We start from the raw sequence: 26,602 nt of genomic DNA, 5'->3' as shown, positions 1-26,602 counted from the left end.
AGCACCTTTCCGTTTTGGCCATGCGAAATAGACCCCACGGCATCTATTGAATTCCCAACGGAATAGCCACACTTCGGCGGTCTGAATGTCGGGAAGGGGTGGCCATTACGATCCCCTATCGGGCACACTGGAGGCATATCCGAGCTGTCACCAAAAACCGCCGGTGGACGGCGGGTTGGGCGAAAGAAGGTTCGATCCCAGTGGAGCTGAACAACGAATCGGACAAGCTCACACCACGATTGAGGCTGGGCCGAAGGGTGCGTCGCCTGCGAGAACGGAAGGGGCTGTCGATCCGACAGCTCTCCGAACAGGTGGGTGGCTACTCGCACAGCTATCTCGGCCGGGTGGAGTTGGGGGACCAGCTACCGTCGGAAGCGTTGGTGCGATTGCTGGACGAATTCTTCGACACGGACGGCGTGTTGGTGGATCTGCTGGAGCTGGCACACGACTCGCTGATTCCTGACTACAGCCGGGTGTTCATCAGCAAGGAGCCGTCAGCGGAGCGAATCCAGGTCTTCACGAGCAGCCTGATCCCCGGACTTCTTCAGACGGAGGAGTACGCACGCGAGTTGTTCCGCAGGTCGCTCCCCAACGAGTCCGAGGACGGACTGAATGAGCGCATCGCTATCCGCATGCGCCGACAACGGGTCTTCGATCGAGAAGAACCACTTCCCTATTGGGCAATGATCGACGAAGCCGCCCTAAGGCGCCCAACGGCGTGCAAACGGAACATGGTTGAGCAGCTACGCCATCTCGTGAAGATGGCTGCCCGGCCTCGCATCACGATCCAGGTTCTCCCGTTCGCCAAGGGCATGCACCCCATGCTGGGAGGTGGGCTGACCCTCATGACCTTGAAAGAGGGCGGGACGATCGCTCTGGTCGAGAGCTTCAACTCCGGCGAAGCAGTAGAGTCGACAAAGAGGGTGGTTGAGCTGACGGAGAGTTTCGATCTGGCTCGCTCGATGGCCCTGACGGATGATGAATCTCTCGACCTGATCCGTAGATACCTGAAAGAGTATGAAGATGAAGACGATTCCTGACGCGTCCGCTCTGCCCGCCTGGCGTAAGTCGAGCTACAGCGACAACGGGGCGGGCGGGTGCGTCGAGGTATCCGACAGCTACCCCGCCGCAGTGCCCGTCCGCGACAGCAAGAACCCGCATGGCCCCGCCATCCTCTTCCCCACCGGTCACTGGTCCACGTTCGTCACCGCCGTCAAGCACGGGCAACTCCCCGCCTGAACCAGCCGAAGAGCTGAAGGGACATTGAAGATGACCCGGATCCCCAACGCGTCCGCACTGACAGCCTGGCGCAAGTCGAGCTACTGCAACAACGGAGACGGCGCGTGCGTCGAGATCTCCGACGGCCACCCCGCCACCGTCCCCGTCCGCGACAGCAAGAACCCCCACGGCCCCGCCATCCTCTTCCCCACCGGTCACTGGTCCACGTTCGTCACCGCCGTCAAGCACGGGCAACTCCCCGCCTGAACCAGCCGAAGAGCTGAAGGGACATTGAAGATGACCCGGATCCCCAACGCGTCCGCACTGACAGCCTGGCGCAAGTCGAGCTACAGCGACAACGGCGAGGGGGCGTGCGTCGAGATCTCCGACGGCCACCCCGCCGCAGTGCCCGTCCGCGACAGCAAGAACCCGCACGGCCCCGCCATCCTCTTCCCCACCCACCACTGGTCCACCTTCGTCACCGCCCTCAAGCAGGACGAGCTTCCCTCCTGAACCAGCAGGATCCGAAGGGACATGAGATGACCACCATTCCTGACGCATCCGTACTGACCGCATGGCGCACGTCGAGTTACTGCGAGAACGCGGATGGCGGGTGCGTCGACGTGTCCGACGGCCACCCCGCCGCCGTCCCCGTCCGCGACAGCAAGGACCCGCACGGCCCCGCCATCCTCTTCCCCACCCACCACTGGTCCACCTTCGTCACCGCCCTCAAGCAGGACGAGCCCGCGTACCGTCGGTCCTAGAGCATCCCGCCGTATCGAGCGGCCGAGGATTCGTACGTCCCGCGACAGAGGTAACGAGCATGCGCAAACGCCCGCTGTTCATAGGCACCGTGGTGACCGGAGTGGCACTGGCCGGGGCGTGGTATCTCGCCGCGGGTACGGGTGCCTCGGGCGTCCGTAGTCCCGTGAGTCTGGCCGCGGCCACAGCGGGTTCGGGCAAGGCGGCCGATCTGAACGGCGACGGTTACGACGATCTCGCCATCGGGGCGCCGGACGGCGCCGTGCAAGGGCGCGCCAAGGCGGGGTACGTGACGGTGACGTTCGGCGCCAAGAGCGATCACGCCGTCGGCATCGCCTCCAGGAAGCACCAGCGGCTCACCCCGTCGAGCGCCGGGATCCCCGGCGCACCGCAGAGCGACGCCCGGTTCGGGTCCGCGCTGGCCCTGGGGGACATGGACGGGGACGGATACGCGGAGCTGGTCGTCGGCGCGAGCGGCGCGAACGCCGGTGGCGTCAAGGGCGCGGGATCGGTGACCATCGTCTTCGGCTCGCCGGGCGGCCTCTCCGCGCGCGCCATCACGTTCCACTCGCCGAGCCTGACGACCCATCAGGGGTTCGGGGGCGGTCTGGCGCTGGGCGACTTCAACGGCGACGGGCTCCAGGACCTCGCCGTGCCCGACGGGGACCGGGTCGACATCGTCCTCGGGGCGAAGGACCTGCGCTCGACGCCGTCCCCGCGTATCACCCGGTCCGGTCCACCGGGCGGAGGTGCCGGAACGCAGGGCATATCGACCGGTGACGTCAACGGTGACGGTTTCGACGACCTCATCACCGTGGCCCACGTCGACGACCCCGCCGACCAGGGCACCCTCGGCGTGCTGCCGGGCTCCAAGGCGGGGCTCAAGGGCTCGTCGCTCGGCCGGGACATCTCTCTGCCCTTTGCCGGATACACGGCCGTGGCCGGTGACATCAACGGCGACGGCAAGGACGACGTCGTCATCGGCACGGGCTTCGGCGACGGCCCCGACGACTATCTGCTGCGTACGTTCCCCGGCACCGCCGACGGTCTGGACGCGGCACGTGCCGTGGCGTTCAAGGGCGGCGCGTACAACAGCGACAGGGTGCATCTCGCGGACATCAACGGAGACGGCCACGCCGATCTGCTCGTCGGCGACACCGGGGCACCCGACAGTGACGGCTTCCGCGACGCCGGCGCCCTCGTCGTCGCGACCGGCGGCCCGGAGTGGCTCGACCCGGCCGAGCGGACCGTATCGCTCGACACCAAGGGCGTCACCGGCGTGGCCGAGAACGGTGACCGGTTCGGTTCGGCGCTGGCCGTCGGTGACTACGACGGTGACGGGACGACCGATGTGGCCGTTGGCGTCCCCGGCAAGTGGCGTGACAGCGGCGCGGTCAGCATGCTGCACGGCAGCCGCGACGGACTCACCGGCAGCGGCTCCATCATCTTCGGCCCGGACGAGTTCGGCTACGGAGCGGTGAAGACGTCCTTCGGCGCGTCCCTCGCGGGCTGACCGCTCCCGTCGGCGTCCTCACAGTCCGGTGTCCTCAGTCCGGCGTGCTCAGTCCGGCGTGCTCAGTCCGGCGTGCTCAGTCCGGCGTGCTCAGTCCGGTGTCCTCAGTCCGGCGTGCTCAGTCGTCGCGGGAGCCGCGCAGAAGGCGTTGGACGATGTCGGCGGCGAGGTCGTCGGGGTGGTGCGCGGGCGGGAGCGCGTTGCGTGTGGCCAGTGAGGCGATGCCGTGGAGGGCGGCGAGGAGGATGACGCCGAAGCGTTCCGGGTCGGCCACCGGCGTGTCACCTCCGGCGAAGAGGCCGAGCAGGATCGCCGCGCACGCCTCCGAGGCCGCGCGCACCCGGTCCTCCGGGTCGCGGTACTTGCGTGCGTACATCACCTCCAGCAGCGCCGGGTGCCGGGTGGCGAACCCGACGTAGGCCAGGGCCACTTCCGTCAGCCGGTCCTCGAACCCGCCGCCGGACGACGCCGCCTTCTCCAGTTCCGCGCCGAGCCGTTCGAAGCCTTCGACGGCGAGCGCGTCGAGCAGTGCCTGACGGTCGGGGAAGTGCCGGGAGGGTGCCGCGTGCGAGACCCCGAGGTCCCGCGCCAATGAGCGCAGCGAGAGCGCCCCGACGCCGTCCTCGGCCAGGACGGTCTCGGCGCGGGCCAGCAACTCGGCTCGCAGGTTTCCGTGGTGATACGCCATGGCACCCATCCTACAAGGCCATGTAGCCGATGCCACCATTGTTGACATTGACAGCTTTGTTGCCGCCGCCTACATTGAGAGGCATGAGCACCCCCAAGTGGACTACCGCCGACATTCCCGACCAGACCGGACGGACTGCCGTCATCACGGGCGCCAACACCGGCCTCGGCTTCGAGACCGCCGCCGCACTGGCCGCACGCGGCGCGCATGTCGTACTCGCCGTGCGCAACCTCGACAAGGGCAAGGAGGCCGCCGCCCGGATCACCGCCCGCACCCCGGGCGCGGCCCTCACACTCCAGCGGCTGGACCTCAGTTCGCTCGACTCCGTCCGCACCGCGGCCGACGAGCTGCGCGCCGGCCATGAGCGCATCGACCTGCTGATCAACAACGCGGGCGTGATGTGGACCCCGAAGGCGGTGACCAAGGACGGGTTCGAGCTCCAGCTCGGCACGAACCACCTCGGCCACTTCGCCCTCACCGGCCTGCTCCTCGACCGCATCCTGCCGGTCCCGGGCTCACGGATCGTCACCGTCAGCAGCCAGGCCCACCGCCTCGGCGCGTCGATCGACTTCGACGACCTCCAGTCCGAGCGCCGCTACAGCAGGACCAGCGCGTACGGGCAGTCCAAGCTCGCCAACGTCCTGTTCACCTACGAACTCCAGCGCCGCCTGGCCGGCGGGTACGCCACCATCGCGCTGGCGTCCCACCCCGGCGGCGCCGCCACCGAGCTGGCGCGTGACGCCTACCCGCCCGTGCGGCTGCTGTTCGACAAGCTCATCGTCCCGCTCGTGGCCCAGGGCCCCGACATGGGCGCCCTGCCGTCCCTGCGCGCCGCCACGGATCCGGGGGCGACGGGCGGTCAGTTCTACGGGCCCGACGGCCTCTTCACGATGCGCGGCCACCCAAAGGCCGCGAAGTCCCACGCGAAGTCGTACGACCGGGCCACGCAGCACCGGCTCTGGACCGTCTCCGAGGAACTGACCGGCGTCACCTACCCGGTCTGACCCGCCGCGGGCGGACGGGCCATGGGCACCGTGTGCGGCGCCCCGTCACCCCCGGCACGTCGCCTCCGGTACGTCACCTCCGATACCGCCGCGCCACTGCCGTGAACGCGGCTTTCGTACACGCCGTCCAGCCGTACCGGGCCTTGGTCTCCGGGTCGTGCTCGACCACGTCCAGCACGCGCCCGCCCCGGTCCCCCGCGCCCTCGGTCTCGTTGCCGGCGGCCTGGTCACGCCCTCCGGCTCACCGCCCGGCCGGCTCCGCGCGCGCCGGCCCCGCTCGCGCCCGCGTTCGACGCCGCCGGGGAGGGGGCCCGGCCGTGACATCGGCCCGGCCGGGGCACCCGCTGGACAACCGCAGGTCAGCCGCGGGGCAGCACGCCCAGGAGGGTCGCGGTCAGGGCCAGCTTCAAGGAGTCCCTCAGCTCCAAGTGGAAGCGGGCCAGGTCGGGTTCGGCCTGGTAGGCCGCCCGCAGGCTGGGCGGGGGCGTGCTGTACGCGGACAGCGCGCCGGCCATGACCACGGTCTGCAAGCTGAACAGCGTCGCGTTCTCGCCCAGCTCCGGCAGGTACTTCTCGATCAGAGCGGTCATGGTCGCCAGGCGATCCAGGGAGGCGCGCTTGTAGCGCGCCACGACCTCGACGGAGACGTTGTGTTCCAGGACGCTGCCCTGTGCGCCGAAGAGGTCGCACAGCACCACTCGGCCGGAGAGTGAGCGGCTGAGGACCTCGGCCACCGCTGCCGCTCGCTCGGGCATGGGCAGATCCTCGTCGACACCGGCGGCCAACTCGCCCGCCAGTTCCGTCAGCCACTCCCGCAGGAAGAGGTCGAGCAGTTCCAGCAGCACCGCCTCGCGGGACTCGAAGTAGCGCAGCACGTTCGGCTTCGCCAGACCTACGCGGCGGCTCAGCTCGTTCAGGGTGACCGCGGCCACAGGCATCTCGTCGAGCATCGCCGACGCCATGTCGAGGATCGCCCGTCGGCGGATCTCCCGCTGCTCTTCGGTTCGCGCCCGCTGGAACGTCACGATCACCAGCCTAACTTACGTACCTGCGGTACGTTGACAACGTACCGAAAGTACTTTAACGTCGTCGACGCAAGATACCTTCGGTACGTTAATCGGCTGGGAGCCTGGCATGAGCGAGAAGTGGACAACGGCGGATATTCCGGACCAGCGCGGGCGGGTGGCCGTGGTGACCGGAGCCAACACCGGACTGGGGTACGAGACCGCGAAGGCGCTCGCCGAGCGCGGGGCGTCCGTGGTGCTCGCCGTGCGCAACGCCGCGAAGGGCGAGCAGGCCGCGGCCCGCATGACCGGCGACGTGACCGTGCAGGCACTGGACCTGACCTCGCTCGACTCCGTCCGGACCGCGGCGGCGGCGCTGCGGTCCCGGTTCGACCGGATCGACCTGCTGATCAACAACGCCGGCGTGATGTACACCCCGAAGCAGACCACCCGGGACGGCTTCGAGACGCAGTTCGGCACCAACCACCTCGGCCACTTCGCGCTCACCGGGCTGCTGCTGGACCTGATGCTGCCGGTGCCCGGCTCGCGGGTGGTGACGGTCAGCAGCACCGGCCACCGCATCCGGGCCGCGATCCACTTCGACGACCTCCAGTGGGAGCGGTCGTACGGCAGGGCCGCCGCCTACGGTCAGTCCAAGCTGGCCAACCTGATGTTCACGTACGAGCTACAGCGCCGGCTCGCCGCGCACGGCACCACCGTCGCGGTGGCCGCGCACCCCGGTATGTCCAGCACCGAACTCGCCCGCAACACCCCCGCGGCCCTCCGGCTTCCGCTCACCTGGCTCGCACCGCTGATCACCCAGACGCCCGCGATGGGCGCGCTGCCGACCTTGCGCGCCGCCACCGACCCCGCCGCGCTCGGCGGCCAGTACTACGGTCCCGGCGGACGCAACGAGATCAAGGGCCACCCCCGGCTGGTCACCTCCAGCCCGGAGTCGTACGCGGCAGGCGTCCAGCAGCGGCTGTGGGCCGTCTCCGAAGACCTCACCGGGGTGACGTTCCCCGTCGTACAGCCCCAGCGGAACGCGTTTGCCTCCGGATCGGCCATCACGAGGTAGCCCGCGCAGACAGGGGGCGCCGGCCCGCCGCACTCAGCCCGCGCCCGCGGCGGGGTCCGGGTCCGTGCCGGTCAGGGCGACGCTCGCCGTCCATAGCCGCCGGGCCGTGCCGGTGTCCGCGAAGTGCTCGCGTACCGGCTCGAACCGTGGCCTGCCGCGCAGACCGAACACCCCGGGACCGATCAACCGGCCCCCGCGCACGGCCGGGTCGAGGACGGCCCGGACCGCCGGCCACGCGCCCGCCTCCTTGCCCTGCACCAGAAGGCCCAGCGGCAGACCGCGCAGGCGCTGGGCCGTGGTGCGCACATGCAGGGGGGCGCGGGACGGCGTCAGCGCGTCCAGGGCGCCGCCGGGGTGGCACACCACACTGAGGGTGCTGCTGTGTGCCGCGCGCAGTCGGCGGTCGAGTTCGAGGCCGAACAGCGTCTGGGCCAGCTTCGAGCGCCCGTAGGTGCGTTTGGGCTGGTACTCGCGCGCGCTCTGGAGGTCGTCGAGGTCCAGCCGTTCGCTTCTGGCGGCGAAGCTTCCCGTGGTGACGACCCGCGCGGCGGGCGCGGCGTGGAGCAGTGGGGCGAGGCGCGCGGTCAGGGCGAAGTGCCCCAGATGGTTGGTGGCGAACATCAGCTCATGGCCGGCGGCGGTCTCGCGGCGCGGTGGATCGTCCAGCATCACACCGGCGTTCAGGACCACGGCGTCGAGGGTCTCCACGCCGAGCGCGTCCACGCTCTTCTCGATCGAGGCGGGATCGGCGAGGTCCAGCGGTACGTGGCGTATGAGCGCGCCCGGCACACGCGCACGGACCGAGGCCGTCGCCGCTTCGCCCTTCGACGCGCTGCGGCCGGCGACGACGACCGTGGCGCCGGTCGTGGCGAGCTGCTCGGCGACGAAGTAGCCGATCCCCGCGTTCCCGCCGGTGACCAGGAAGGTCTTGCCCTCGGCACGCGGCAGGCGGTGTACGTCCCAGGTCATGACGGGTCCCCTTCGGACGGAGTGAGCGAGCGAATTGACGAACACCGTTCGTCAACGAAAGACTGCCCTTAACGAACGATGTTCGTCAAGCTAGGATGAGGGCCATGGCAGCCCGCCCCCGGACCCGGTCCGCGAAAACCACACTGAGCCTCGACGCGATCGTGGCCGCCACCCTGGCCCTGGTGGACGAGCTGGGATGCGAGGCGGTGAGCATGCGGCGGGTCTCCCAGGCCGTACAGACGGGACCCGCCTCGCTCTACGTGTACGTGCCCGACCGGGGCGCGCTGATGGCCCTCGCCCACGACCTGGCCGTGGCGGACGTCCGGCTGCCCACCGACGCCGACGGGGACTGGCGCGCCCGGCTCGAACTGCTCGTGGACCGCGCGGTGACCGCGCTGGCCGCCCACAACGACATCGCGACCGTGGGCATGACGGGCACACTGCCGGGCCCGCACATCCTGCGTATCACCGAGGAGTTGCTGCGGCTGCTGCGGACCGGCGGGATCAGCGACGCCGCCTGCGCCTGGGCGGCGGATCTGATCGGCCAGTACATCGCCTCGTCCGCCCTGGAGGAGGCGATGTGGTCGCGCGCCCGGCGGAGCCAGGAGCGGGTGGGCGGCCCGCCCCCCGAAGCGGCCACGGAGGAGAGGACGGAGGAGGCGTTCGCGGCGCGGCTCGACACCCTCTACCGGTCACTGCCCGCCGAGCGCTATCCCACCATCCGCGCGCTGGCCCCGCTGCTGACCGGCGGAGACGGAGCGACCCGGGCCGCGTGGAAGATACGCGTACTCGTCGACGGGCTGCTCGCCCCGGCCCGGAGCGACGCCACGTAGCCCCAGGGCTTCGGGATCTCAGGTCCTCAGGTCCTCAGGGCTTCGGGATCCCAGGGCCTCAGGGCCGGCGGCCCCCTGGACCTCAGGTGACGATGCCCAGTTCCCGCGCCCGGCTCAGCCAGCGCGGGAACTCGCCGACCAGCCGGTCGTACAGGACGGCGTCCTCGACCCGGCGCGGGTCCTCGCCCGCGTGGAAGAAACCGGCGTTGTCGACGCGCCGTTTCGCCGGGACGGCCAGCTCGTCGAGCGTGCGGAGGAAGTCGAACTGCCGGCTGTCCGGATCGCCGAAGCCGATGAACTGCCAGAACAGCGGCAGTTCGGCCGCCTTGCACAGATACCGCTCGGCGGCCGGCTTGCTGACCGGGCCGCCGTCCGTCTGGAAGACCACCAGCGCCGGGGCGGTGGACCCGCTGTCCAGATAGTGGTCGATGACGGCGTCCATGGCCACGTGGTAGCTGGTCCTGCCCATATGACCGAGCCCGGCGACGATGGCGTCGATCCGGCCGTGGTGGTCGGCCAGCGAGATATCCGATTCCGCGTCGATGCCCGTGGAGAAGAGGACGACGGGCACGACGCCGTCGTCGTCCAGATGCGCGGAGAGCCCCAGCACCCGGTCGGCCAGGGCCTGGACGCTGCCGTCCTTGTAGTACTCCCGCATCGAGCCCGAGTAGTCGAGGACCAGATAGACGGCCGCCCGCTCTCCGCTCAGCCCGTTCTTCGTCAGCGAGACCGCCGCGCTCTTGTAGAGGCCGACCAGCGCCGGGGCCGCCTCCTCCACCTTCCGGAGACTGATGGCAGGTCCGGACGCGGCGGGGGCGGTGACCATGCTGGGTCCTCTGCGGTCGACGGGCGGCAAGTCTCGCGATTATGCCAGCCGTCACGCACCACGGCGCCTGCCATGGGTCCGGTCGGGGACTGAGCAGGCGCCGCGTCTTGCGGGACGGCCCGGGAGACGCTCCCCGGGCCAACACCGCCCGTACGCCGTTGTACGGGAGCCTTGGGTGAAACCGGTGACCTGACGGAAACCGGTGACGTGTCAGACCGTCAGCGCACGGTCCGTCGGACGGATCGGGGCCGGCAGATCGCTCGCGCCGGTCAGCATCCGGTCCACACCGCGCGCCGCCGAGCGGCCCTCGGCGATCGCCCACACGATCAGGGACTGGCCGCGGCCCGCGTCCCCGGCGACATACACGCCGGGCACATTGGTCGCGAAGTCCGCGTCACGCGCGATGTTGCCGCGCTCGTCCAGCTCCAGGCCGAACTGCTCGACCAGGCCGTTCTCCTGGTCGGTACCGGTGAAGCCCATGGCGAGCGTGACCAGCTGGGCCGGGATCTTCCGCTCCGTGCCCGGCTTCTGCTCCAGCTTGCCGTCCTTGAACTCCACCTCGATCAGGTGCAGGAACTGGACGTTGCCGTCCTCGTCGCCCTCGAAGTGGGTGGTGGAGACGGAGTAGACCCGCTCGCCGCCCTCCTCGTGCGCGGAGGTGACCTTGTAGAGCATCGGGAAGGTCGGCCACGGCTGGTGCGCGGCGCGCTCCTCGCCCGGCTTCGGCATGATCTCCAGCTGGGTGACGGAGGCGGCGCCCTGGCGGTGCGCCGTACCGACGCAGTCCGCGCCGGTGTCGCCGCCGCCGATGACCACGACGTGCTTGCCCTCGGCGGAGATCGGGGAGACCGTCAGGTCGCCCTCCTGCACCTTGTTGGAGAGGGGCAGGTACTCCATCGCGACGTGGATGCCGTTCAGCTCACGGCCCGGGACGGGCAGATCGCGCGAGACGGTGGCGCCCGCGGCGATCACGACGGCGTCGTACCGCTTGCGCAGCTTCGCCGCGTCGATGTCCCGGCCGATCTCGATCTCGGTACGGAACTTGGTGCCCTCCGCGCGCATCTGCTCGATACGGCGGTTGATGTGCGACTTCTCCATCTTGAACTCGGGGATGCCGTACCGCAGCAGTCCGCCGATCCGGTCGGCGCGCTCGTACACCGCGACGGTGTGACCGGCCCGGGTCAGCTGCTGGGCGGCGGCCAGTCCGGCCGGGCCCGAGCCGATGACGGCGACGGTCTTGCCGGAGAGCCGCTCCGGCGGCTGCGGGGTGACATCACCGCTGTCCCACGCCTTGTCGATGATCGAGACTTCGACGTTCTTGATGGTGACGGCGGGCTGGTTGATCGCGAGGACACACGCCGACTCGCAGGGGGCCGGGCAGAGCCGCCCGGTGAACTCCGGGAAGTTGTTGGTGGCGTGCAGCCGCTCGCTCGCGGCCGTCCAGTCCTCGCGGTACGCGTAGTCGTTCCACTCGGGGATCAGGTTCCCCAGCGGACAGCCGTTGTGACAGAACGGGATGCCGCAGTCCATGCAGCGTCCGGCCTGCTTGCTGATGATCGGGAGCAGCGAGCCCGGAACGTAGACCTCGTTCCAGTCCTTGACGCGCTCCTCGGCGGGACGGGTCCTGGCGACCTCGCGGCCGGTGGTGAGAAAGCCCTTCGGGTCAGCCATTGATCGCCGCCTCCATCATCTTCTCGGTGGTCTCGGTCTCGGAGAGACCGGCCAGCTCGGCGGCGTCCTTGGCGGCGAGCACTGCCTTGTACGTGGTCGGGATGATCTTGCTGAAGCGGTCCACCGCGGTGTCCCACTCGGCGAGCAGCTTCTCCGCGACGGTGGAGCCCGTCTCCTCCTGGTGGCGGCGCACCACATCGTGCAGCCACTGCTTGTCGGTGTCGTCGAGCTGTTCGACGGCGCCCAGGTTGCCGGCGTTGACGTTGTCGGCGTCGAGGTCGATGACGTACGCGACACCGCCCGACATCCCGGCCGCGAAGTTGCGGCCCGTCTCGCCGAGGACGACGGCCCGGCCGCCGGTCATGTACTCGCAGCCGTGGTCGCCCACGCCCTCGGAGACGACGGTGGCGCCGGAGTTGCGGACGCAGAAGCGCTCGCCGGTACGGCCGCGCAGGAAGAGTTCGCCGCCGGTGGCGCCGTAGGCGATGGTGTTGCCCGCGATGGTGGAGTACTCCGCGAGGTGGTCGGCGCCGCGGTCGGGCCGTACGACGACCCGGCCGCCGGAGAGGCCCTTGCCGACGTAGTCGTTGGCGTCGCCCTCCAGGCGCAGTGTGACCCCGCTCGGCAGGAACGCGCCGAAGGACTGGCCGGCGGAGCCGGTGAAGGTGATGTCGATGGTGTCGTCGGGCAGGCCCGCGCCACCGAACTTCCTGGTCACCTGGTTGCCGAGCATGGTGCCGACGGTCCGGTTGATGTTCCGGATGCCGATCTGGGCGCGTACGGGCTGGGCGGCCTCGGCGCTCTCGGCGCCCAGGGCGTCGGCGGCGAGCTTGATCAGCTCGTTGTCGAGCGCCTTCTCCAGGCCGTGGTCCTGGCCGATGGCCTGGTGGCGTACGGCGTTCTCGGGCAGCGTGGGCACGTGGAAGAGCGGCTTCAGATCGAGGCCCTGCGCCTTCCAGTGGTTCACGGCCCGCTCGGTGTCGAGCAGTTCGGCGTGGCCGACGGCCTCTTCGAGTGTACGGAAGCCCAGCTCGGCGAGGAGTTCGCGGACCTCTTCCGCGATGAACCGGAAGAAGTTGACGATGTACTCGGCCTTGCCGGAGAACCGCTCGCGCAGCACCGGGTTCTGGGTGGCGATGCCCACCGGGCAGGTGTCCAGATGGCAGACGCGCATCATGACGCAGCCGGAGACGACGAGCGGCGCGGTCGCGAAACCGAACTCCTCGGCGCCCAGCAGCGCGGCGATGACGACATCGCGGCCGGTCTTCAGCTGGCCGTCGGTCTGTACGACGATACGGTCGCGCAGCCCGTTGAGCAGCAGGGTCTGCTGGGTCTCGGCGAGGCCCAGCTCCCAGGGGCCGCCCGCGTGCTTGAGCGAGGTGAGCGGCGAGGCGCCCGTGCCGCCGTCGTGTCCGGAGATCAGGACGACATCGGCGTGCGCCTTGGAGACACCCGCGGCGACGGTGCCGACGCCGACCTCGGAGACCAGCTTCACATGGATGCGGGCCTGCGGGTTGGCGTTCTTGAGGTCGTGGATCAGCTGGGCGAGATCCTCGATGGAGTAGATGTCGTGGTGCGGGGGCGGGGAGATCAGGCCGACGCCCGGGGTGGAGTGCCGGGTCTTGGCGACCCACGGGTAGACCTTGTGGCCGGGCAGCTGGCCGCCCTCGCCGGGCTTGGCGCCCTGCGCCATCTTGATCTGGATGTCGTCGGCGTTGACCAGGTACTCGCTGGTGACACCGAAGCGGCCGGAGGCGACCTGCTTGATGGAGGAGCGGCGGGCCGGGTCGTAGAGCCGGTCCGCGTCCTCGCCGCCCTCGCCGGTGTTGGACTTGCCGCCGAGCTGGTTCATGGCGATGGCGAGGGTCTCGTGCGCCTCGCGGGAGATCGAGCCGTACGACATGGCGCCGGTGGAGAAGCGCTTGACGATCTCGGAGGCGGGCTCGACCTCGTCCAGCGGGACCGGCGTACGGCCGGCGGTGAAGTTGAACAGGCCGCGCAGCGTCATCAGCCGCTCGGACTGCTCGTTCACCCGGCTCGTGTACTGCTTGAAGATGTCGTAGCTGCGCGAGCGCGTCGCGTGCTGGAGCCGGAAGACGGTCTCCGGGTCGAAGAGGTGCGGCTCGCCCTCGCGGCGCCACTGGTACTCGCCGCCGATCTCCAGCTTGCGGTGGCTCGCGGAGATCCCGGAGGCCGGGTAGCCCTTGGCGTGCCGGGCGGCGACCTCCTGGGCGACGACATCGAGACCGGCGCCGCCGATCTTGGTGGCGGTGCCGTTGAAGTACTTGTCGACGAAGGACTGGTCCAGGCCGACGGCCTCGAAGACCTGGGCGCCCCGGTAGGAGGCGACGGTGGAGATGCCCATCTTGGACATCACCTTCAGGACGCCCTTGCCGAGCGCGTGGATCAGGTTCCTGATCGCCTGCTCGGGCGCCAGGCCCTCGATGAACGTACCGGCGCGGACCAGGTCCTCGACGGACTCCATGGCGAGGTACGGGTTGACGGCGGCGGCGCCGTAGCCGATGAGCAGCGCGACGTGGTGCACCTCGCGGACATCGCCGGCCTCGACCAGCAGCCCGACCTGGGCGCGCTGCTTGGTGCGGATGAGGTGGTGGTGCACGGCGGCGGTCAGCAGCAGCGAGGGGATCGGGGCGTGCTCGGCGTCGGAGTGCCGGTCGGAGAGCACGATGATCCGGGCGCCGCTCTCGATCGCGGCGTCGGTCTCGGAGCAGATCTCGTCGATACGGGTGGCGAGGGCGTCACCGCCGCCGCCGACCCGGTAGAGGCCGGAGAGCGTGGCGGCCTTCATGCCCGGCATGTCGCCGTCCGCGTTTATGTGGACGAGCTTGGCCAGCTCGTCGTTGTCGATCACCGGGAAGGGCAGGGTGACGCTGCGGCAGGACGCGGCGGCCGGCTCCAGCAGATTGCCCTGCGGGCCGAGCGAGGAGCGCAGCGAGGTGACCAGTTCCTCGCGGATGGCGTCCAGCGGCGGGTTGGTGACCTGTGCGAAGAGCTGGGTGAAGTAGTCGAAGAGCAGCCGGGGCCGGGCGGAGAGCGCGGCGATCGGCGAGTCCGTGCCCATGGAGCCGATGGGCTCGGCGCCGGCCCGTGCCATCGGTGCGAGCAGGACGCGCAGCTCCTCCTCGGTGTAGCCGAAGGTCTGCTGGCGGCGGGTGACGGAGGCGTGCGTGTGCACGATGTGCTCGCGCTCGGGCAGGTCCGACAGCTCGATCTCGCCGGACTCCAGCCACTCCTGGTACGGCTGCTCGGCGGCGAGGGACGCCTTGATCTCGTCGTCCTCGATGATGCGGTGCTCGGCGGTGTCGACGAGGAACATCCGGCCGGGCTGGAGGCGGCCCTTGCGGACGACCTTGGCGGGGTCGATGTCGAGGACGCCGACCTCGGAGGAGAGGACGACGAGCCCTTCGTCGGTCACCCAGTAGCGGCCCGGACGCAGTCCGTTGCGGTCGAGGACCGCGCCGACCTGGGTGCCGTCGGTGAAGGTGACACAGGCGGGGCCGTCCCAGGGCTCCATCATCGTGGCGTGGAACTGGTAGAAGGCGCGCCGGGCCGGGTCCATGGAGTCGTGGTTCTCCCACGCCTCGGGGACCATCATCAGCACGGAGTGCGGCAGCGACCGGCCGCCGAGGTGGATCAGTTCGAGGACCTCGTCGAAGGACGCGGAGTCGGAGGCGTCGGGCGTACAGACGGGGAAGATCCGCTCCAGCGCCTCGGTTCCGAAGAGTCCGGAAGCCAGCTGGGACTCGCGGGCGCGCATCCAGTTGCGGTTGCCCATGACCGTGTTGATCTCGCCGTTGTGCGCGACGAAGCGGTACGGGTGGGCGAGCGGCCAGCTCGGGAAGGTGTTGGTGGAGAACCGCGAGTGGACCAGCGAGATCGCGGTCGCGAAACGGCGGTCGGAGAGGTCGGGGAAGAACGGCTCCAGCTGCCCGGTGGTGAGCATGCCCTTGTAGACGATCGTCCGGGCGGACAGGGACGGGAAGTAGACCCCGGCCTCCCGCTCGGCGCGCTTGCGCAGCAGGAACGCCTTGCGGTCCAGCGCGATGCCCGTGCTCGTACCGTCCGCGACGAACAGCTGGCGGAAGGCCGGCATCGTCGAGCGGGCGGCGGCGCCGAGCAGCTCGGGGGCGACGGGGACCTCGCGCCAGCCGAGGACGTTCAGGCCCTCTTCGGCGGCGATCGTCTCGATGCGTGAGACGGCGTCCGTGGCGTCGTCGGCGGGCAGGAAGCCGATGCCGACGGCGTACGAGCCGGCCTCGGGCAGTGCGAAGCCGGCGACCTCGCGGAGGAAGGCGTCCGGGACCTGGAGGAGGATTCCGGCGCCGTCACCGGAGTCCGGCTCGGAGCCGGTGGCACCGCGGTGTTCGAGATTGCGCAGTACGGTCAGCGCCTGCTCCACCAGCGCATGGCTGGCAACACCGGTGAGGGTGGCCACGAACCCGACACCACAGGCGTCGTGCTCGTTACGGGGGTCGTACATCCCTTGCGGGGCGGGGCGACCGTCCATGGGCGACCAGGCGTCGGAACGCATCGGCTCTCCCGTCGTCGTCGTGGCATATGCGAGTACCGAGGGACGACGTTGGCCCTCCAAGAAATTTCGTGCAGGTTACATGATGGGCAGCTTCTCGGAAAGTGGATAGCTTATTCCAGCATGTGGACACCGCGCGTAGCGGTGGATGGGGGGCGCAGACGGACAGATCGTTGTCCGGTCGGCAGGGGCGGAGCAGGCTTCGTTGCCCGCGGCGCCTACGGCTCATGCCCGGTGATTACGGACTCGAAACCGCCGGGTAACGGCCGACGGTATGGCGCTGGCAAAGTGTCGCATCCCGGAGGCCGGAACGCGCGGGGACGTACGTTACAGGGCGGGCGTTTCCGCCCGCCCGCCCTCGGGGGCCTTCTCCAGGTTAGAGCCTCGCCCCCGGAATCGGGATGGCCCCGGCCGGGAGAAAAGTCCCGCCCCGGACACCCTGCCTAGATCGCCGCGCCGAACAGGGCCCCGAGCCCGTACGTGAGCGCCGCGGCCGTACCGCCCAGGACCAGCTGCCGCAGCCCGCTGTACCACCAGCTGCGCGCCGTCACCCGCGCCACCAGCGCGCCGCAGGCGAAGAGCCCGGTCAGGGCGAGCAGCACGGCGGGCCACAGCGCGGTGGCGCCGAGCAGATACGGCAGGACGGGCAGCAGCGCGCCCAGGGCGAACGAGCCGAACGACGACACGGCGGCGACCAGCGGCGACGGCAGATCGTCCGGGTCGATCCCCAGCTCCTCGCGCGCGTGGATCTCCAGCGCCTGCTCGGGGTCCTTCGAGAGCTGCCGGGCCACCTCGCGGGCCAGCTCCGGCTCCACGCCGCGTGACACATAGAGCGCGGCCAGCTCCTCCATCTCGTCGGCGGGGTGCTTCCGCAGCTCCCGGCGCTCGACATCCAGTTCGGCCTGGACCAGCTCACGCTGGGAGGCGACCGAGGTGTACTCGCCCGCGGCCATCGAGAAGGCACCGGCCGCCAGGCCCGCGAGCCCGGTGATCACGATCGTCTGCTGGGAGACCGCGCCGCCCGCGACACCGGTCATCAGCGCCAGGTTGGAGACCAGCCCGTCCATCGCGCCGAACACCGCGGGACGCAGCCAGCCGCCGTTCACATCGCGATGCGTGTGGTTGTCACGGTGGGCCTCGTGAAGCGTTGCCTCGGTCTCGATGATGGACATGTCTCTCCCCTTTTCCACGGGGGTGGATCCCGGTCCGCCGAGGACCGCGCCACCCCTCTCAACGCTTCGAAAGTACGCACGAAAAACGTCTCCCGCCAGCAAGGAAGGCCGTACTTACCGGCGTTGGGCCGGACCTCGGAGCGGATGCCACCCGGGTGACAGCGGGGTTTCCCGGACTCCCCCGGCCCCCCGTGTGGCACAGATGCGGAGACACGGATGCGGTGCCACCGGCTCGCGCGAAAGGGCCACACCATGGAGTCAGTCCCTCGCGATCCCGCGGCCGAGGCGGTCGACGCTACCGACGCGGTCGCGGTACTCCGAGACCGGGCGCGCGGTGCCCTGCTCGGGCTCGCCGTCGGCGACGCGATCGGTGCCCCGGCGGAGAACATGCGGCCCTCCGAGATCCGCCGCCGCTGGGGCCGTATCGAAGGGTTCGTGACCGACAGCCCCGCGGGCACCGACGACACCGAGTACGCGATCTTCTCCGGGCTGCTGCTCGCCCGGCACGGCTCGGCCCTGACCGTCGCGCATGTGGAGAACGCCTGGCACCACTGGCTCGCGGACCACGACGAGGGCCCTTTCCGCGGGGCCGGGTTCAGCGAGCGCGGCACGCTGGAGAACCTGCGGCGCGGGCTCGCGGCGCCCATCACGGCCCAGCACCGGCACGCCTGGAGCGACGGGCTCGCGATGCGCGCCGCGCCGTTCGGCGTCTTCGCCGCGGGCCGCCCCGAGGAGGCCGCGCGGCTGGTCGCCGTCGACGGCCGGGTCAGCCACGACGGCGAGGGCATCTACGGCGGCCGGGCGGTGGCGGCCGGGGTCGCCGCCGCGATGGGCGGCGCCGGGCCCGCCTCGGTGATCGCCGCCGCGCTCTCCGTGGTCCCGATGGACTCCTGGACGGCCCGCACCCTGCGCCGCGGGGTCGTCGCCGCGCAGCGCGCGTACCCCGACACCCTCACGATGGAGCGCGCCGTCCGCTCCTCCGTCGTCATCGGCGGCTACCCCTGGACCGACCTGGCCCCCGAGGCGGTGGGCCTGGCCTTCGGCGCGTTCGCGGCGGCGCGCGGGGACTTCCGTACGTCGGTCCTGACCGCGGTCAACATGGGCCGGGACGCCGACACCACCGCGGCGGTCGCGGGCGCCCTGGCGGGGGCGATGTCGGGGGCGACGGCGATCCCCGGGGAATGGTCCTCGGCCATCGGCCCGGTCCGGGGCAGCTGCCTGCCCTCGATGCGCGGCTACCACGTACTGGACATCGCGGACCTGCTCATGCCGGACTACGACGAAAGGGTGGCGTCATGACAGCGAACGAGCGGACCCGGACCCGCGAGGACCGGGCGTGGGCCGGGGCGCCCGAGGCGCCGGAACCCCCCGGCGGCCGGTACGCGGCGGCCGGGGGCCGCTCCCCCGGCGCCGTCCCTCTCGGCGCCGTCCCCCCGGGAGCCGTCCCCGACGATGCCGTCGCCCCGGGAGCCGTCCCCGTCCGCCGGATCGAGGGGCTGCTCCTCGGGCTCGCCGCCGGGGACGCCGCCGGATGGCCCGCCGCCCGGCACCGCGCGGCGCGGATGCCCGAGTGGACGCGCCGGCTCACCCGCGAGCTGGACACCTTCGCCGAGCAGAACGCGACCACCACCCTCCCCGTGCCCATCGCGCTCAACCAGCCCCCGGAACCGCTCAGACTCGGCCCCTCCGACGATGCCGAGTGGGCCGCCTTCGCCGCCGAGTCCGTGCTCACCGCCGCCGGTGATCTCTTCCAGGAGCTGGGCGCCGACCGCCGCATGCGGGCCGCCGTCGATCTCGCGTGGAACTCCCTCGCCTGCGAGATCGCCGCCGCGGCGGCCCGCGCGCCCGAGGTGGAGTCGGCCGTACCGCCCCTGCGGGCGCGGATCTCCGTACGCGCGGGCCTCGGGAATCTCGCCACCGGGCTGCGCCCGCCCGCCACCGGCCATGACAACCCGCACTACTTCGACGACGCCGCCTGCGTACGGGCCGTCGTGCTCGCCGCCGTCCACCCCGGCGATCCGTCCGCCGCCGCCGAACTCGCCGAGTTCGACGCCCGGTACACGCAGGACGGCGACGGGGTGCACGGCGCCCGCGCCATGGCCGCGGCCGTCGCGACCGCGCTCGGCGGCGGGGACACCGAGGCCGCCGTGGAGGCCGCTCTCGACCAGCTGCCCGAGCCCACGGAGATCGGCCGCAACGCCCGACACGCCGTCAAGCTGGCCCGTGACTTCGCCGGTGAACCGGCCGGCGCCTTCGCCCTCGTACCACTGCTCGAACATCAGATCGTCGACCATGTCTACAGCTACGGCATCGCCGCGGCCGAGACCGTCCCGGTCGCCCTCGCCCTGGCCCTCGCCTCCGGCGGCGATGTCTCCGCGGCGGTGCCCGCCGCCGCCTGTCTCTCCCGGGTCGCCGACTCCGCGCCCGCCCTGGCCGGCGCGCTGACCGGCGCGCTCGGCGGGGGCGATGCCGTACCCGCCACCTGGCGGGACGCCTGCCGCACCCTGCCGGGGTGTGCGCTGCCCCGGCTCGCCGGGACCGATCTCGTCGAACTCGCCGGACTGCTCGCAGCCACGGAACTGACCACTCCGGGGGGACAATTCCGACATGACACCCCAGTCCGGCACACCAGCGCAGTCCGGTACGACACCACAGCCCGGCGTGACACCGAAGCCCGGCGTGACATCGAAGCCCGGCGTGACATCGAAGAGCACGCCCCCGCCGACCCTCCCGCTCACCGACCGGATCACCGGCTGTCTGATCGGCGCGGCCGTCGGTGACGCGCTCGGCGGTCCGGTCGAGGGGTACTCCCCCGAGCAGATCGTGGAACGGCACGGCGGCCGGGTGACCGGCATCGTCGGACCGTGGAACGAGGACTGGCGCACCGCCCGCCCGCTCGCCCCCTACCACAAGGGCGACGGGCACATCACCGACGACACCCTGATGACGCACGCGCTGATCCGGGTGTACGAGAAGGTCCGTGACCATCTCGACGCGTACGCGGTCGCCGGCCACCTCGTGCCCGACCTGATCTCCACGCCCCGCTGGATCCCCGAGCTGGAGGCCGAGGCGCTGCCGCTCCAGCGGATCTTCCTCGCCGAGAAGTGGCTGGTCACCCGGTTGCACTACGGGCATGTCGATCCGCGCGAGGCGGGCACCGGAAACATCGTCAACTGCGGTGCGGCGATGTACATGGCACCCATCGGACTGGTCAACGCGGCGCATCCGGCCGCCGCCTACGCCGAGGCGATCGAGGTCGCGGGCGCGCACCAGTCCTCGTACGGACGGGAGGCGGCCGGGGTGTTCGCCGCCGCCGTGGCCGCCGCGTGCCTGCCGGACGCCACACCCGCGTCGGTGGTGGCGGCCTGTCTGGACCTGGCGAAGGACGGCACGCGCGCGGCGATCGAGGCGGTCTGCGCGGTGGCCGCCCGGCACCGCGACACGGAGTCCGCACAGCGCGGGCTGCGCGAGGCGGTCGCGCCGTTCGACACGGTCGGCCCGCACTACCGCGCCCCGTCGCTCGGCGCCCGCCGTCCCTCCCGGCTGCACTCCATCGAGGAACTCCCCATCGCGCTGGGCATGTTGCTGATCGGCGCGGGCGACTACCGCCGTACGGTCCTCGGCTCGGTCAACTACGGCCGGGACTGCGACTCGATCGCCACGATGAGCGGCGCGCTCGCCGGGGCGCTCGGCGGCGAGACGGCCGTCCCCGCGGAGTGGGCGCGGGACGTGGCCGAGGCGAGCCGCCTCGACCTGCACGCCACGGCGCGGGCGCTGACGAAGGTCGCGTACGAGGTGTTCGCCCGCGACACGGAACGGCGCCGCGCGCACGAGGCGGCCTTCGTCGCGCTGACGCCCTCCCAGGTGACGGCCCCTCACCTCGCGGCGGCTCAGCATCCGGTGGGCGTGCGATGACGGACCTGCGTCTCACCTGGGTACAGCCCGAGGACCTGATCGGTCACGAACTGCGGCAGGCCCGGGAGGACGGCCGCGACGCCACCCGGATCGCCGGACGCTGGCACGCGGCGGGCGGCGCGCCCGCCCCGGACCGCGCGGGCGCCTCCCCCGTACCGGCCACTCCCCGGCTACGGTCGCTGGCGGCCTCGCTGCTGGACGAACTGGCCCTGCTGCCCACACCCCTCGCCGACGTGGAACCCACGGATCTGCCCGCCGTCAAGGCCGCGTGCCCCTCCTGGCCCGACCCCCCGCGTGAGCCGTCGCCCGCCCTCTCCGTCCCCCGGCTGCACGCCGCCTGGCTCGGCCGGGCCGTGGGCTGTCTGCTGGGCAAACCCGTCGAGAGACTCCCCCTCGCCGGCATCCGGGCCCTCGCCCGCGCCACCGGCAACTGGCCGCTGCGCACCTGGTTCACGGCCGAGGGGGTGCCGGACGGTCTCGCCGCCGCGTACCCGTGGAACCGCCGCTCCGCGCCGGTCTCGCTCGCCGAGAACATCGACGGGATGCCCGAGGACGACGACCTCAACTACCCCCTGCTCACGCTGCTTCTGCTCCGGCGCCACGGCCGCGGCTTCACCACCGCCGATGTCGCGCGGCTCTGGCTCGACGAGCTGCCCGCCGGACGTACGTTCACCGCCGAGCGGGTCGCGTACCGCAATCTGCTCGCCGGGATCGAGCCGCCCGAGACCGCCCGGTACCGCAATCCGTTCCGGGAGTGGATCGGGGCGGCCATCCGCGCCGACGTGCACGGCTGGACCCACCCCGGCGACCCGGCCGCCGCCGCCGCGCAGGCGCACCGGGAGGCGACGCTCACCCATACGGCGAACGGGGTGTACGGAGCGATGTTCGTCGCGGCCGTCATCGCCGCCGCGGCCCGCACCGACGCGGTGCACGACTGTCTGAGGGCCGGGCTGTCCGTCGTACCGCCGCGCTCCCGCCTCGCCGAGGCGGTCGCCTTCGGGATCGAATCCGCCCGCGCCCACCGGGACTTCGAGACCGTGGCCGACACGCTCCACGCCGCCTACGGCCACTACCACTGGGTCCATGTCCTGCCCAACGCGGCGCTGCTGGCCGCCGCGCTGACCCACGCGGACGGCGACTTCGGCGGCTCCATCTGCAACGCGGTGTCCGGGGGCTGGGACACCGACTCGAACGGCGCGACGGCCGGATCCGTCGCCGGACTGCTGGCCGGCCATCCGGCCAGGCTGCCCGAGCGCTGGACCGCCCCGCTCAAGAACCGGCTGGCCACCTCCGTCGCCGGGTTCGACGGCATCGGCTTCGACGCCCTCGCCGAGCGGACCCGCGCCGTGGCCCGCGGCCCGGCCGGGCGGGAGCCCCGGAGGGAGGCGCGTCGCACATGAGCGGCATCGTGGTGCTCGGCAGCGCCAACATGGACCTCGTCGTGTATGTCGCGCACGCCCCGAAGCACGGGGAGACCGTGACCGGCCGGGAGTTCCGTACGATCCCCGGCGGCAAGGGCGCCAACCAGGCCGTCGCCGCCGCCCGCGTCGGCGGTCGGGTCGCGATCATCGGCGCGGTCGGCGCGGACGAGTACGGGGAGCTGCTGCGGCACTCCCTCGAAGCGTCCGGGGTCGACACGGATCTCCTGCGCACCGACGAGGGCGCCTCGGGCACCGCCCATATCGTGGTCGACGACGAGGGCGGCAACGCGATCGTCGTCATCCCGGGGGCGAACGGTACGTTCAGCGGGCTCGGCCCCGGCGACGAGACCGTGATCGCCGCCGCCGACGCCCTGCTCCTCCAGCTCGAACTGCCCCTGAACGCCGTACTGGAAGGCGCGGAGGCGGCGCACCGGCACTCCGTACGCACCGTCCTCACCCCCGCGCCCGCCCAGCCCCTGCCGCCGGAACTCCTCGCCGCCGTCGATCTGCTGGTCCCCAACGAGCACGAGGCGGCCACCCTCACCGGGATCGCCGCCCCGCACGCGGCGGCCGAGGCCCTGCTCCGGCAGGTCCCCGAGGTCGTGATCACCATGGGAGCGGCGGGCAGCCTGTACGCGGCCCGTGGCGCGGCGCCCGTGACGGTGACCGCGCCCCGGGTGCCCGCCGTGGACACCACCGGCGCCGGTGACACCTATGTGGGCGCCCTCACCGTCGCGCTCTGCGAGGGCCTCCCCATGCCCGAGGCGATGCGCTGGGCGTCGGCCGCCGCCGCGCTCTGCGTGCAGCGCCCCGGGGCGTCCACCTCCATGCCGTACCGCACCGAGATCGAGGTCCGATGACCGCGCATGCCCCCAGCAGCCCCGCCCCCGGACAGCCGGAACCCGGACAGCCCGACCCCGGCCGGCCCGGCCGGCCGGCCGTACCCGGCGAGCCCGCCCCGCCCCCGCCCCTCACCGGTCTGCGCGTCCTCGACCTCGCGACGCTCTTCGCGGGCCCGCTCGCCGCCACCATGCTCGGTGACTTCGGCGCCGAGGTGATCAAGATCGAGCACCCCACCCGCCCCGATCCGTCGCGCGGACACGGCCCCGCGAAGGACGGCGTGGGCCTGTGGTGGAAGCTCCTCGGCCGCAACAAGCGCCCCATCACCCTCGACCTCTCCACCCCGGGCGGCCGTGATCTGCTGCTCAGGCTGGCCGCCGGGGCGGATGTGATCATCGAGAACTTCCGGCCGGGCACCCTGGAGAAATGGGGTCTCGGCTGGGAGGAGCTGTCCGCCGCCAACCCCCGGCTCGTGCTCGCGCGGGTGACGGGCTTCGGACAGTTCGGCCCGTACTCCCACCGCCCGGGGTTCGGCACGCTCGCCGAGGCCATGAGCGGGTTCGCCGCCGTCACGGGCGAGCCGGACGGGCCGCCCACCCTGCCGCCCTTCGGTCTCGCCGACTCGATCGCCGCGCTGGCCACGGCGTACGCGGTGATGACGGCGCTCAGCGGCCGGGCCGTCACGGGCCGCGGCCAGGTGGTGGACCTGGCGATCATCGAGCCGATCCTCACCGTCCTCGGCCCGCAGCCGCTCTGGTACGACCAGCTCGGCTACGTACAGCCGCGCACCGGCAACCGCTCGCGCAACAACGCCCCGCGCAACACGTACCGCACGGCCGACGGCTCCTGGCTGGCGGTCTCCACCTCCGCGCAGTCCATCGCCGAGCGCGTGATGCGGCTGGTGGGCCGCCCGGAGCTGATCGAGGAGCCGTGGTTCACCACCGGCAGCGGGCGCGCGGACCACGCGGACGTACTGGACGCCGCCGTCGGCGACTGGATGGCCCGGCACACCCGTGAGGAGGCCATGGCCGAGTTCGAGAAGGCCGAGGCGGCGGTGGCGCCCGTCTACGACATCCGCGACGTCATGGCGGACCCCCAGTACCAGGCCCTGGACACCGTCACCGAGGTCCCCGACCCGGAGCTGGGGCCCCTCAGGATGCAGAACGTCCTCTTCCGGCTCTCCGAGACCCCCGGCGCCATCCGCTGGGCGGGCCGCCCGCACGGCGCGGACACCGACAGCGTGCTGGCCGAGCTGGGCCTGTCCCGGCCCGAGATCGCCGCGCTCCGCTCGGCCGGCGCGCTGTGACGGCGCCGCTCATCTGGCCGGCCCCTCTCACCTGGCTGTATGTGCCCGGGGACCGGCCGGAGGTGATGGCGAAGGCGCTGTCCTGCGGCGCGGAAGTCGTGATCGTCGACCTGGAGGACGCGGTGGCGCCCGACCGCAAGGCGTACGCGCGCGCCGCCACCGCCGAGTTCCTCTCGTCGCCCCACGAGACCCCGGTCCATGTCCGGATCGCCGACGCACGCGACCTGCCGTCCCTGGTCGGCCTCCCGGGCCTGTCCGGGCTGCGCGTTCCGAAGGTCGGCCACGCCTCGGACATCCACCGCGTCGCGTCGCGCGCGCCCGGTGTCGCGCTGTACGCACTGCTCGAATCGGCCCTCGCCGTGGAACACGCCCACGCCATCGCCGCCGCCCACCCGGCGGTCCGTGGCATCGCCCTGGGCGAGGCGGATCTCCGCGCCGATCTGGGCGTACGCGACGACGGGGGCCTGGACTGGTCGCGCGGCCGGGTCGTGGTCGCGGCCCGTGCGGCGGGTCTGGCACCGCCCGCGCAGTCGGTCTATCCCGATGTGCGGGATCTGGACGGTCTCGCGGCGTCCTGCCGCCACGGCAGGACGCTGGGCCTGGTCGGCAGGGCGGCGATCCACCCGCGCCAGCTGCCGGTCATCGAGCGGGCGTATCTGCCCACGGCCCGGGAGATCGTCGAGGCCGAGGAGATCATCGAGGCGGCGGCCGACGCGGGAGCCCGCGCGCTGCCCGACGGCCGTTTCGTGGACGCGGCGATCGTGGCGGCGGCGCGCAGAACCCTGTCACTGGCCGCCCGGCGCTGACACGCGCGGGCGGCCCCAGGCCCGAGGGCTCAGCTCAGCCGCGTCCGTCCGAGGCCGCTCCGGACAGCGGATCCTCCGCCTTCCCGGCGGTTCCGGATGCCTCGGCGGGCACGGCGTCCTCGCCGGAGCCGGTCTCCGCGGAGTCCCCGGCGTCGGCGTCCTTCTTCGGGGCGACGGCGTCCTTGTCCGGCTCCACGATCTCCTCGCGGCCGGGCCGTACCTTGCTGGAGACCACCAGATAGACCACGGCGAGGACGAAGAGGATCATCGCGGTCCACACATTGAGCCGGAGGCCCAGGATGTGGTGCGCCTCGTCGACCCGCATGTACTCGATCCAGGCGCGGCCCGTGCAGTACGCCGCGACATAGAGCGCGAAGACCCGGCCGTGTCCGAGCTTGAAGCGGCGCTCGGCCCAGATGACCAGCGCGGCGACCCCGAGGCACCACAGGGACTCGTACAGGAACGTCGGGTGGTAGAGCCCGGCCTCCCGGTTGGGGCCCTCGCTGATCTTCAGCGCCCACGGCAGATCGGTCGGCCTGCCGTACAGCTCCTGGTTGAACCAGTTTCCCCAGCGTCCGAAGGCCTGGGCGACGGCGAGGGCCGGGGCCAGCGCGTCGGCGAACGGCGGAAGCGCGATCCCCCGGCGGCGGCAGCCGATCCACGCGCCCACCGCGCCCAGCATCACCGCGCCCCAGATGCCCAGGCCGCCTTCCCAGATCTTGAAGGCGTCGACCCAGTCGCGCCCCTCACCGAAGTACAGCTCGTAGTCGGTGATGACGTGGTACAGCCGGCCGCCGAGCAGACCGAACGGTACGGCCCAGACGGCGATGTCCGTGGTCGTGCCCGGCTTGCCGCCACGGGCGACCCAGCGCCGGTTGACGATCCAGAGGGCGACGAACAGCCCGACGAGAATGGCGAAGGCATAGCCGCGCAGCGGGAGCGGTCCGAGATGGATCACTCCGGTCGACGGGCTGGGAATGTATGCAAGGTCCATGGCAGAACCGACGCTACCGTGCCGGACGGGACC

24 protein-coding genes are annotated in these 26,602 nt (G+C 71.7%); 16 read left to right on the top strand and 8 right to left on the bottom strand.

Annotated elements, in window-relative coordinates; genetic code table 11:
- The first annotated feature begins 200 nt into the window (after window positions 1-200).
- The 6 genes from ACIOGX_RS09770 to ACIOGX_RS09745 are packed head-to-tail and all read left to right on the top strand — an operon-like array spanning window position 201 to window position 3,493.
- Complete coding sequence (locus ACIOGX_RS09770) at window positions 201-1,040, top strand: Scr1 family TA system antitoxin-like transcriptional regulator (protein ID WP_401911718.1); 840 nt, start codon at window positions 201-203, stop codon at window positions 1,038-1,040.
- Entirely contained in the window at window positions 1,018-1,239 is a 222-nt protein-coding gene (locus ACIOGX_RS09765; protein ID WP_401911715.1) for a DUF397 domain-containing protein, read from the top strand. The genes ACIOGX_RS09770 and ACIOGX_RS09765 overlap by 23 nt, the downstream gene beginning before the upstream one ends.
- Window positions 1,240-1,269: 30 nt before the next feature.
- The gene (locus tag ACIOGX_RS09760) at window positions 1,270-1,485 is read left to right on the top strand and encodes a DUF397 domain-containing protein (protein ID WP_401911712.1); all 216 of its coding nucleotides are present in this window, start codon (window positions 1,270-1,272) and stop codon (window positions 1,483-1,485) included.
- A gap of 30 nt (window positions 1,486-1,515) precedes the next feature.
- Entirely contained in the window at window positions 1,516-1,731 is a 216-nt protein-coding gene (locus ACIOGX_RS09755) for a DUF397 domain-containing protein (protein WP_401911709.1), read from the top strand.
- A 26-nt stretch (window positions 1,732-1,757) separates the two neighbouring features.
- Complete coding sequence (locus ACIOGX_RS09750; protein ID WP_401911706.1) at window positions 1,758-1,982, top strand: DUF397 domain-containing protein; 225 nt, start codon at window positions 1,758-1,760, stop codon at window positions 1,980-1,982.
- A 59-nt stretch (window positions 1,983-2,041) separates the two neighbouring features.
- Complete coding sequence (locus tag ACIOGX_RS09745) at window positions 2,042-3,493, top strand: FG-GAP-like repeat-containing protein (RefSeq protein ID WP_401911703.1); 1,452 nt, start codon at window positions 2,042-2,044, stop codon at window positions 3,491-3,493.
- Between the two features lie 118 nt (window positions 3,494-3,611).
- Here ACIOGX_RS09745 and ACIOGX_RS09740 read toward each other — a convergent pair whose 3' ends face one another.
- Window positions 3,612-4,181: a TetR/AcrR family transcriptional regulator gene (locus ACIOGX_RS09740; protein ID WP_401911701.1), complete on the bottom strand. Its 570-nt coding sequence runs from the start codon at window positions 4,179-4,181 to the stop codon at window positions 3,612-3,614.
- 83 nt (window positions 4,182-4,264) lie between these two features.
- On the opposite strand from ACIOGX_RS09740, the gene ACIOGX_RS09735 reads away from it, so the two are divergent.
- Window positions 4,265-5,185 carry an SDR family NAD(P)-dependent oxidoreductase gene (locus ACIOGX_RS09735; protein WP_401911698.1) on the top strand — a complete coding sequence of 307 codons (921 nt, stop codon included), beginning with the start codon at window positions 4,265-4,267 and terminating at the stop codon, window positions 5,183-5,185.
- A 359-nt stretch (window positions 5,186-5,544) separates the two neighbouring features.
- Here the strand turns inward: ACIOGX_RS09735 and ACIOGX_RS09730 are convergent, their stop codons facing one another.
- Window positions 5,545-6,210, bottom strand: coding sequence for a TetR/AcrR family transcriptional regulator (locus ACIOGX_RS09730; RefSeq protein WP_401763210.1), 666 nt, complete (start codon window positions 6,208-6,210; stop codon window positions 5,545-5,547).
- A gap of 109 nt (window positions 6,211-6,319) precedes the next feature.
- Between ACIOGX_RS09730 and ACIOGX_RS09725 the strand changes: the two genes are divergently transcribed.
- Window positions 6,320-7,267: an SDR family NAD(P)-dependent oxidoreductase gene (locus tag ACIOGX_RS09725; RefSeq protein ID WP_401911695.1), complete on the top strand. Its 948-nt coding sequence runs from the start codon at window positions 6,320-6,322 to the stop codon at window positions 7,265-7,267.
- Window positions 7,268-7,300: 33 nt separating this feature from the next.
- On the opposite strand, the gene ACIOGX_RS09720 is transcribed toward ACIOGX_RS09725, so the two are convergent.
- A complete protein-coding gene (locus ACIOGX_RS09720) occupies window positions 7,301-8,236 on the bottom strand; it encodes an SDR family NAD(P)-dependent oxidoreductase (RefSeq protein WP_401911693.1) in 936 nt (311 codons plus the stop codon).
- Between the two features lie 104 nt (window positions 8,237-8,340).
- On the opposite strand from ACIOGX_RS09720, the gene ACIOGX_RS09715 reads away from it, so the two are divergent.
- Window positions 8,341-9,069, top strand: coding sequence for a TetR/AcrR family transcriptional regulator C-terminal domain-containing protein (locus ACIOGX_RS09715; protein WP_356507336.1), 729 nt, complete (start codon window positions 8,341-8,343; stop codon window positions 9,067-9,069).
- Window positions 9,070-9,151: 82 nt separating this feature from the next.
- Here the strand turns inward: ACIOGX_RS09715 and ACIOGX_RS09710 are convergent, their stop codons facing one another.
- The 4 genes from ACIOGX_RS09710 to ACIOGX_RS09695 all read right to left on the bottom strand — a co-directional run bounded on the left by ACIOGX_RS09710 (window position 9,152) and on the right by ACIOGX_RS09695 (window position 17,287).
- Window positions 9,152-9,895, bottom strand: coding sequence for a vWA domain-containing protein (locus tag ACIOGX_RS09710; protein WP_401911690.1), 744 nt, complete (start codon window positions 9,893-9,895; stop codon window positions 9,152-9,154).
- 210 nt (window positions 9,896-10,105) lie between these two features.
- Window positions 10,106-11,566, bottom strand: coding sequence for a glutamate synthase subunit beta (locus tag ACIOGX_RS09705; RefSeq protein WP_356507332.1), 1,461 nt, complete (start codon window positions 11,564-11,566; stop codon window positions 10,106-10,108).
- On the bottom strand, window positions 11,559-16,118 hold the full coding sequence (gene gltB / locus ACIOGX_RS09700) for a glutamate synthase large subunit (protein ID WP_356507330.1): 4,560 nt from the start codon (window positions 16,116-16,118) through the stop codon (window positions 11,559-11,561). The genes ACIOGX_RS09705 and gltB overlap by 8 nt, the downstream gene beginning before the upstream one ends.
- A 440-nt stretch (window positions 16,119-16,558) precedes the next feature.
- Window positions 16,559-17,287 (bottom strand): VIT1/CCC1 transporter family protein, encoded by a 729-nt coding sequence (locus ACIOGX_RS09695; RefSeq protein WP_356507328.1) that lies wholly within the window; start codon window positions 17,285-17,287, stop codon window positions 16,559-16,561.
- Window positions 17,288-17,539: 252 nt separating this feature from the next.
- Between ACIOGX_RS09695 and ACIOGX_RS09690 the strand changes: the two genes are divergently transcribed.
- The 7 genes from ACIOGX_RS09690 to ACIOGX_RS09660 are packed head-to-tail and all read left to right on the top strand — an operon-like array spanning window position 17,540 to window position 25,575.
- Complete coding sequence (locus ACIOGX_RS09690) at window positions 17,540-18,586, top strand: ADP-ribosylglycohydrolase family protein (RefSeq protein WP_356507326.1); 1,047 nt, start codon at window positions 17,540-17,542, stop codon at window positions 18,584-18,586.
- Complete coding sequence (locus tag ACIOGX_RS09685) at window positions 18,583-20,067, top strand: ADP-ribosylglycohydrolase family protein (protein ID WP_401911685.1); 1,485 nt, start codon at window positions 18,583-18,585, stop codon at window positions 20,065-20,067. Before ACIOGX_RS09690 ends, ACIOGX_RS09685 begins: the two co-directional genes overlap by 4 nt.
- On the top strand, window positions 19,985-21,202 hold the full coding sequence (locus ACIOGX_RS09680; RefSeq protein ID WP_401911682.1) for an ADP-ribosylglycohydrolase family protein: 1,218 nt from the start codon (window positions 19,985-19,987) through the stop codon (window positions 21,200-21,202). The genes ACIOGX_RS09685 and ACIOGX_RS09680 overlap by 83 nt, the downstream gene beginning before the upstream one ends.
- On the top strand, window positions 21,199-22,602 hold the full coding sequence (locus ACIOGX_RS09675) for an ADP-ribosylglycohydrolase family protein (RefSeq protein ID WP_401911679.1): 1,404 nt from the start codon (window positions 21,199-21,201) through the stop codon (window positions 22,600-22,602). The genes ACIOGX_RS09680 and ACIOGX_RS09675 overlap by 4 nt, the downstream gene beginning before the upstream one ends.
- A complete protein-coding gene (rbsK, locus tag ACIOGX_RS09670; protein WP_356507319.1) occupies window positions 22,599-23,483 on the top strand; it encodes a ribokinase in 885 nt (294 codons plus the stop codon). The genes ACIOGX_RS09675 and rbsK overlap by 4 nt, the downstream gene beginning before the upstream one ends.
- Window positions 23,480-24,769 carry a CaiB/BaiF CoA transferase family protein gene (locus tag ACIOGX_RS09665; protein ID WP_401911675.1) on the top strand — a complete coding sequence of 430 codons (1,290 nt, stop codon included), beginning with the start codon at window positions 23,480-23,482 and terminating at the stop codon, window positions 24,767-24,769. The genes rbsK and ACIOGX_RS09665 overlap by 4 nt, the downstream gene beginning before the upstream one ends.
- The gene (locus ACIOGX_RS09660) at window positions 24,766-25,575 is read left to right on the top strand and encodes an HpcH/HpaI aldolase/citrate lyase family protein (protein WP_401911672.1); all 810 of its coding nucleotides are present in this window, start codon (window positions 24,766-24,768) and stop codon (window positions 25,573-25,575) included. Before ACIOGX_RS09665 ends, ACIOGX_RS09660 begins: the two co-directional genes overlap by 4 nt.
- 34 nt (window positions 25,576-25,609) lie before the next feature.
- On the opposite strand, the gene lgt is transcribed toward ACIOGX_RS09660, so the two are convergent.
- Window positions 25,610-26,569: a prolipoprotein diacylglyceryl transferase gene (gene lgt, locus ACIOGX_RS09655; protein ID WP_383967306.1), complete on the bottom strand. Its 960-nt coding sequence runs from the start codon at window positions 26,567-26,569 to the stop codon at window positions 25,610-25,612.
- Window positions 26,570-26,602: the final 33 nt, after the last annotated feature.

Source organism: Streptomyces sp. NPDC088147, from assembly GCF_044741565.1.
Classification (GTDB): domain Bacteria; phylum Actinomycetota; class Actinomycetes; order Streptomycetales; family Streptomycetaceae; genus Streptomyces.
This window is presented reverse-complemented; position numbering and strand designations above follow the sequence as displayed.

Coding starts and splice junctions, on each gene's coding strand:
- ACIOGX_RS09705 (WP_356507332.1), bottom strand. CDS start 11,566: ATGGCTGACCCGAAGGGCTTTCTCACCACCGGCCGCGAGGTCGCCAGG.
- ACIOGX_RS09735 (WP_401911698.1), top strand. CDS start 4,265: ATGAGCACCCCCAAGTGGACTACCGCCGACATTCCCGACCAGACCGGA.
- rbsK (WP_356507319.1), top strand. CDS start 22,599: ATGAGCGGCATCGTGGTGCTCGGCAGCGCCAACATGGACCTCGTCGTG.
- ACIOGX_RS09665 (WP_401911675.1), top strand. CDS start 23,480: ATGACCGCGCATGCCCCCAGCAGCCCCGCCCCCGGACAGCCGGAACCC.
- ACIOGX_RS09755 (WP_401911709.1), top strand. CDS start 1,516: ATGACCCGGATCCCCAACGCGTCCGCACTGACAGCCTGGCGCAAGTCG.
- ACIOGX_RS09685 (WP_401911685.1), top strand. CDS start 18,583: ATGACAGCGAACGAGCGGACCCGGACCCGCGAGGACCGGGCGTGGGCC.
- ACIOGX_RS09675 (WP_401911679.1), top strand. CDS start 21,199: ATGACGGACCTGCGTCTCACCTGGGTACAGCCCGAGGACCTGATCGGT.
- ACIOGX_RS09715 (WP_356507336.1), top strand. CDS start 8,341: ATGGCAGCCCGCCCCCGGACCCGGTCCGCGAAAACCACACTGAGCCTC.
- ACIOGX_RS09760 (WP_401911712.1), top strand. CDS start 1,270: ATGACCCGGATCCCCAACGCGTCCGCACTGACAGCCTGGCGCAAGTCG.
- ACIOGX_RS09720 (WP_401911693.1), bottom strand. CDS start 8,236: ATGACCTGGGACGTACACCGCCTGCCGCGTGCCGAGGGCAAGACCTTC.
- ACIOGX_RS09750 (WP_401911706.1), top strand. CDS start 1,758: ATGACCACCATTCCTGACGCATCCGTACTGACCGCATGGCGCACGTCG.
- ACIOGX_RS09725 (WP_401911695.1), top strand. CDS start 6,320: ATGAGCGAGAAGTGGACAACGGCGGATATTCCGGACCAGCGCGGGCGG.
- ACIOGX_RS09690 (WP_356507326.1), top strand. CDS start 17,540: ATGGAGTCAGTCCCTCGCGATCCCGCGGCCGAGGCGGTCGACGCTACC.
- ACIOGX_RS09740 (WP_401911701.1), bottom strand. CDS start 4,181: ATGGCGTATCACCACGGAAACCTGCGAGCCGAGTTGCTGGCCCGCGCC.
- ACIOGX_RS09695 (WP_356507328.1), bottom strand. CDS start 17,287: ATGTCCATCATCGAGACCGAGGCAACGCTTCACGAGGCCCACCGTGAC.
- lgt (WP_383967306.1), bottom strand. CDS start 26,569: ATGGACCTTGCATACATTCCCAGCCCGTCGACCGGAGTGATCCATCTC.
- ACIOGX_RS09710 (WP_401911690.1), bottom strand. CDS start 9,895: ATGGTCACCGCCCCCGCCGCGTCCGGACCTGCCATCAGTCTCCGGAAG.
- ACIOGX_RS09745 (WP_401911703.1), top strand. CDS start 2,042: ATGCGCAAACGCCCGCTGTTCATAGGCACCGTGGTGACCGGAGTGGCA.
- ACIOGX_RS09765 (WP_401911715.1), top strand. CDS start 1,018: ATGAAGATGAAGACGATTCCTGACGCGTCCGCTCTGCCCGCCTGGCGT.
- gltB (WP_356507330.1), bottom strand. CDS start 16,118: ATGCGTTCCGACGCCTGGTCGCCCATGGACGGTCGCCCCGCCCCGCAA.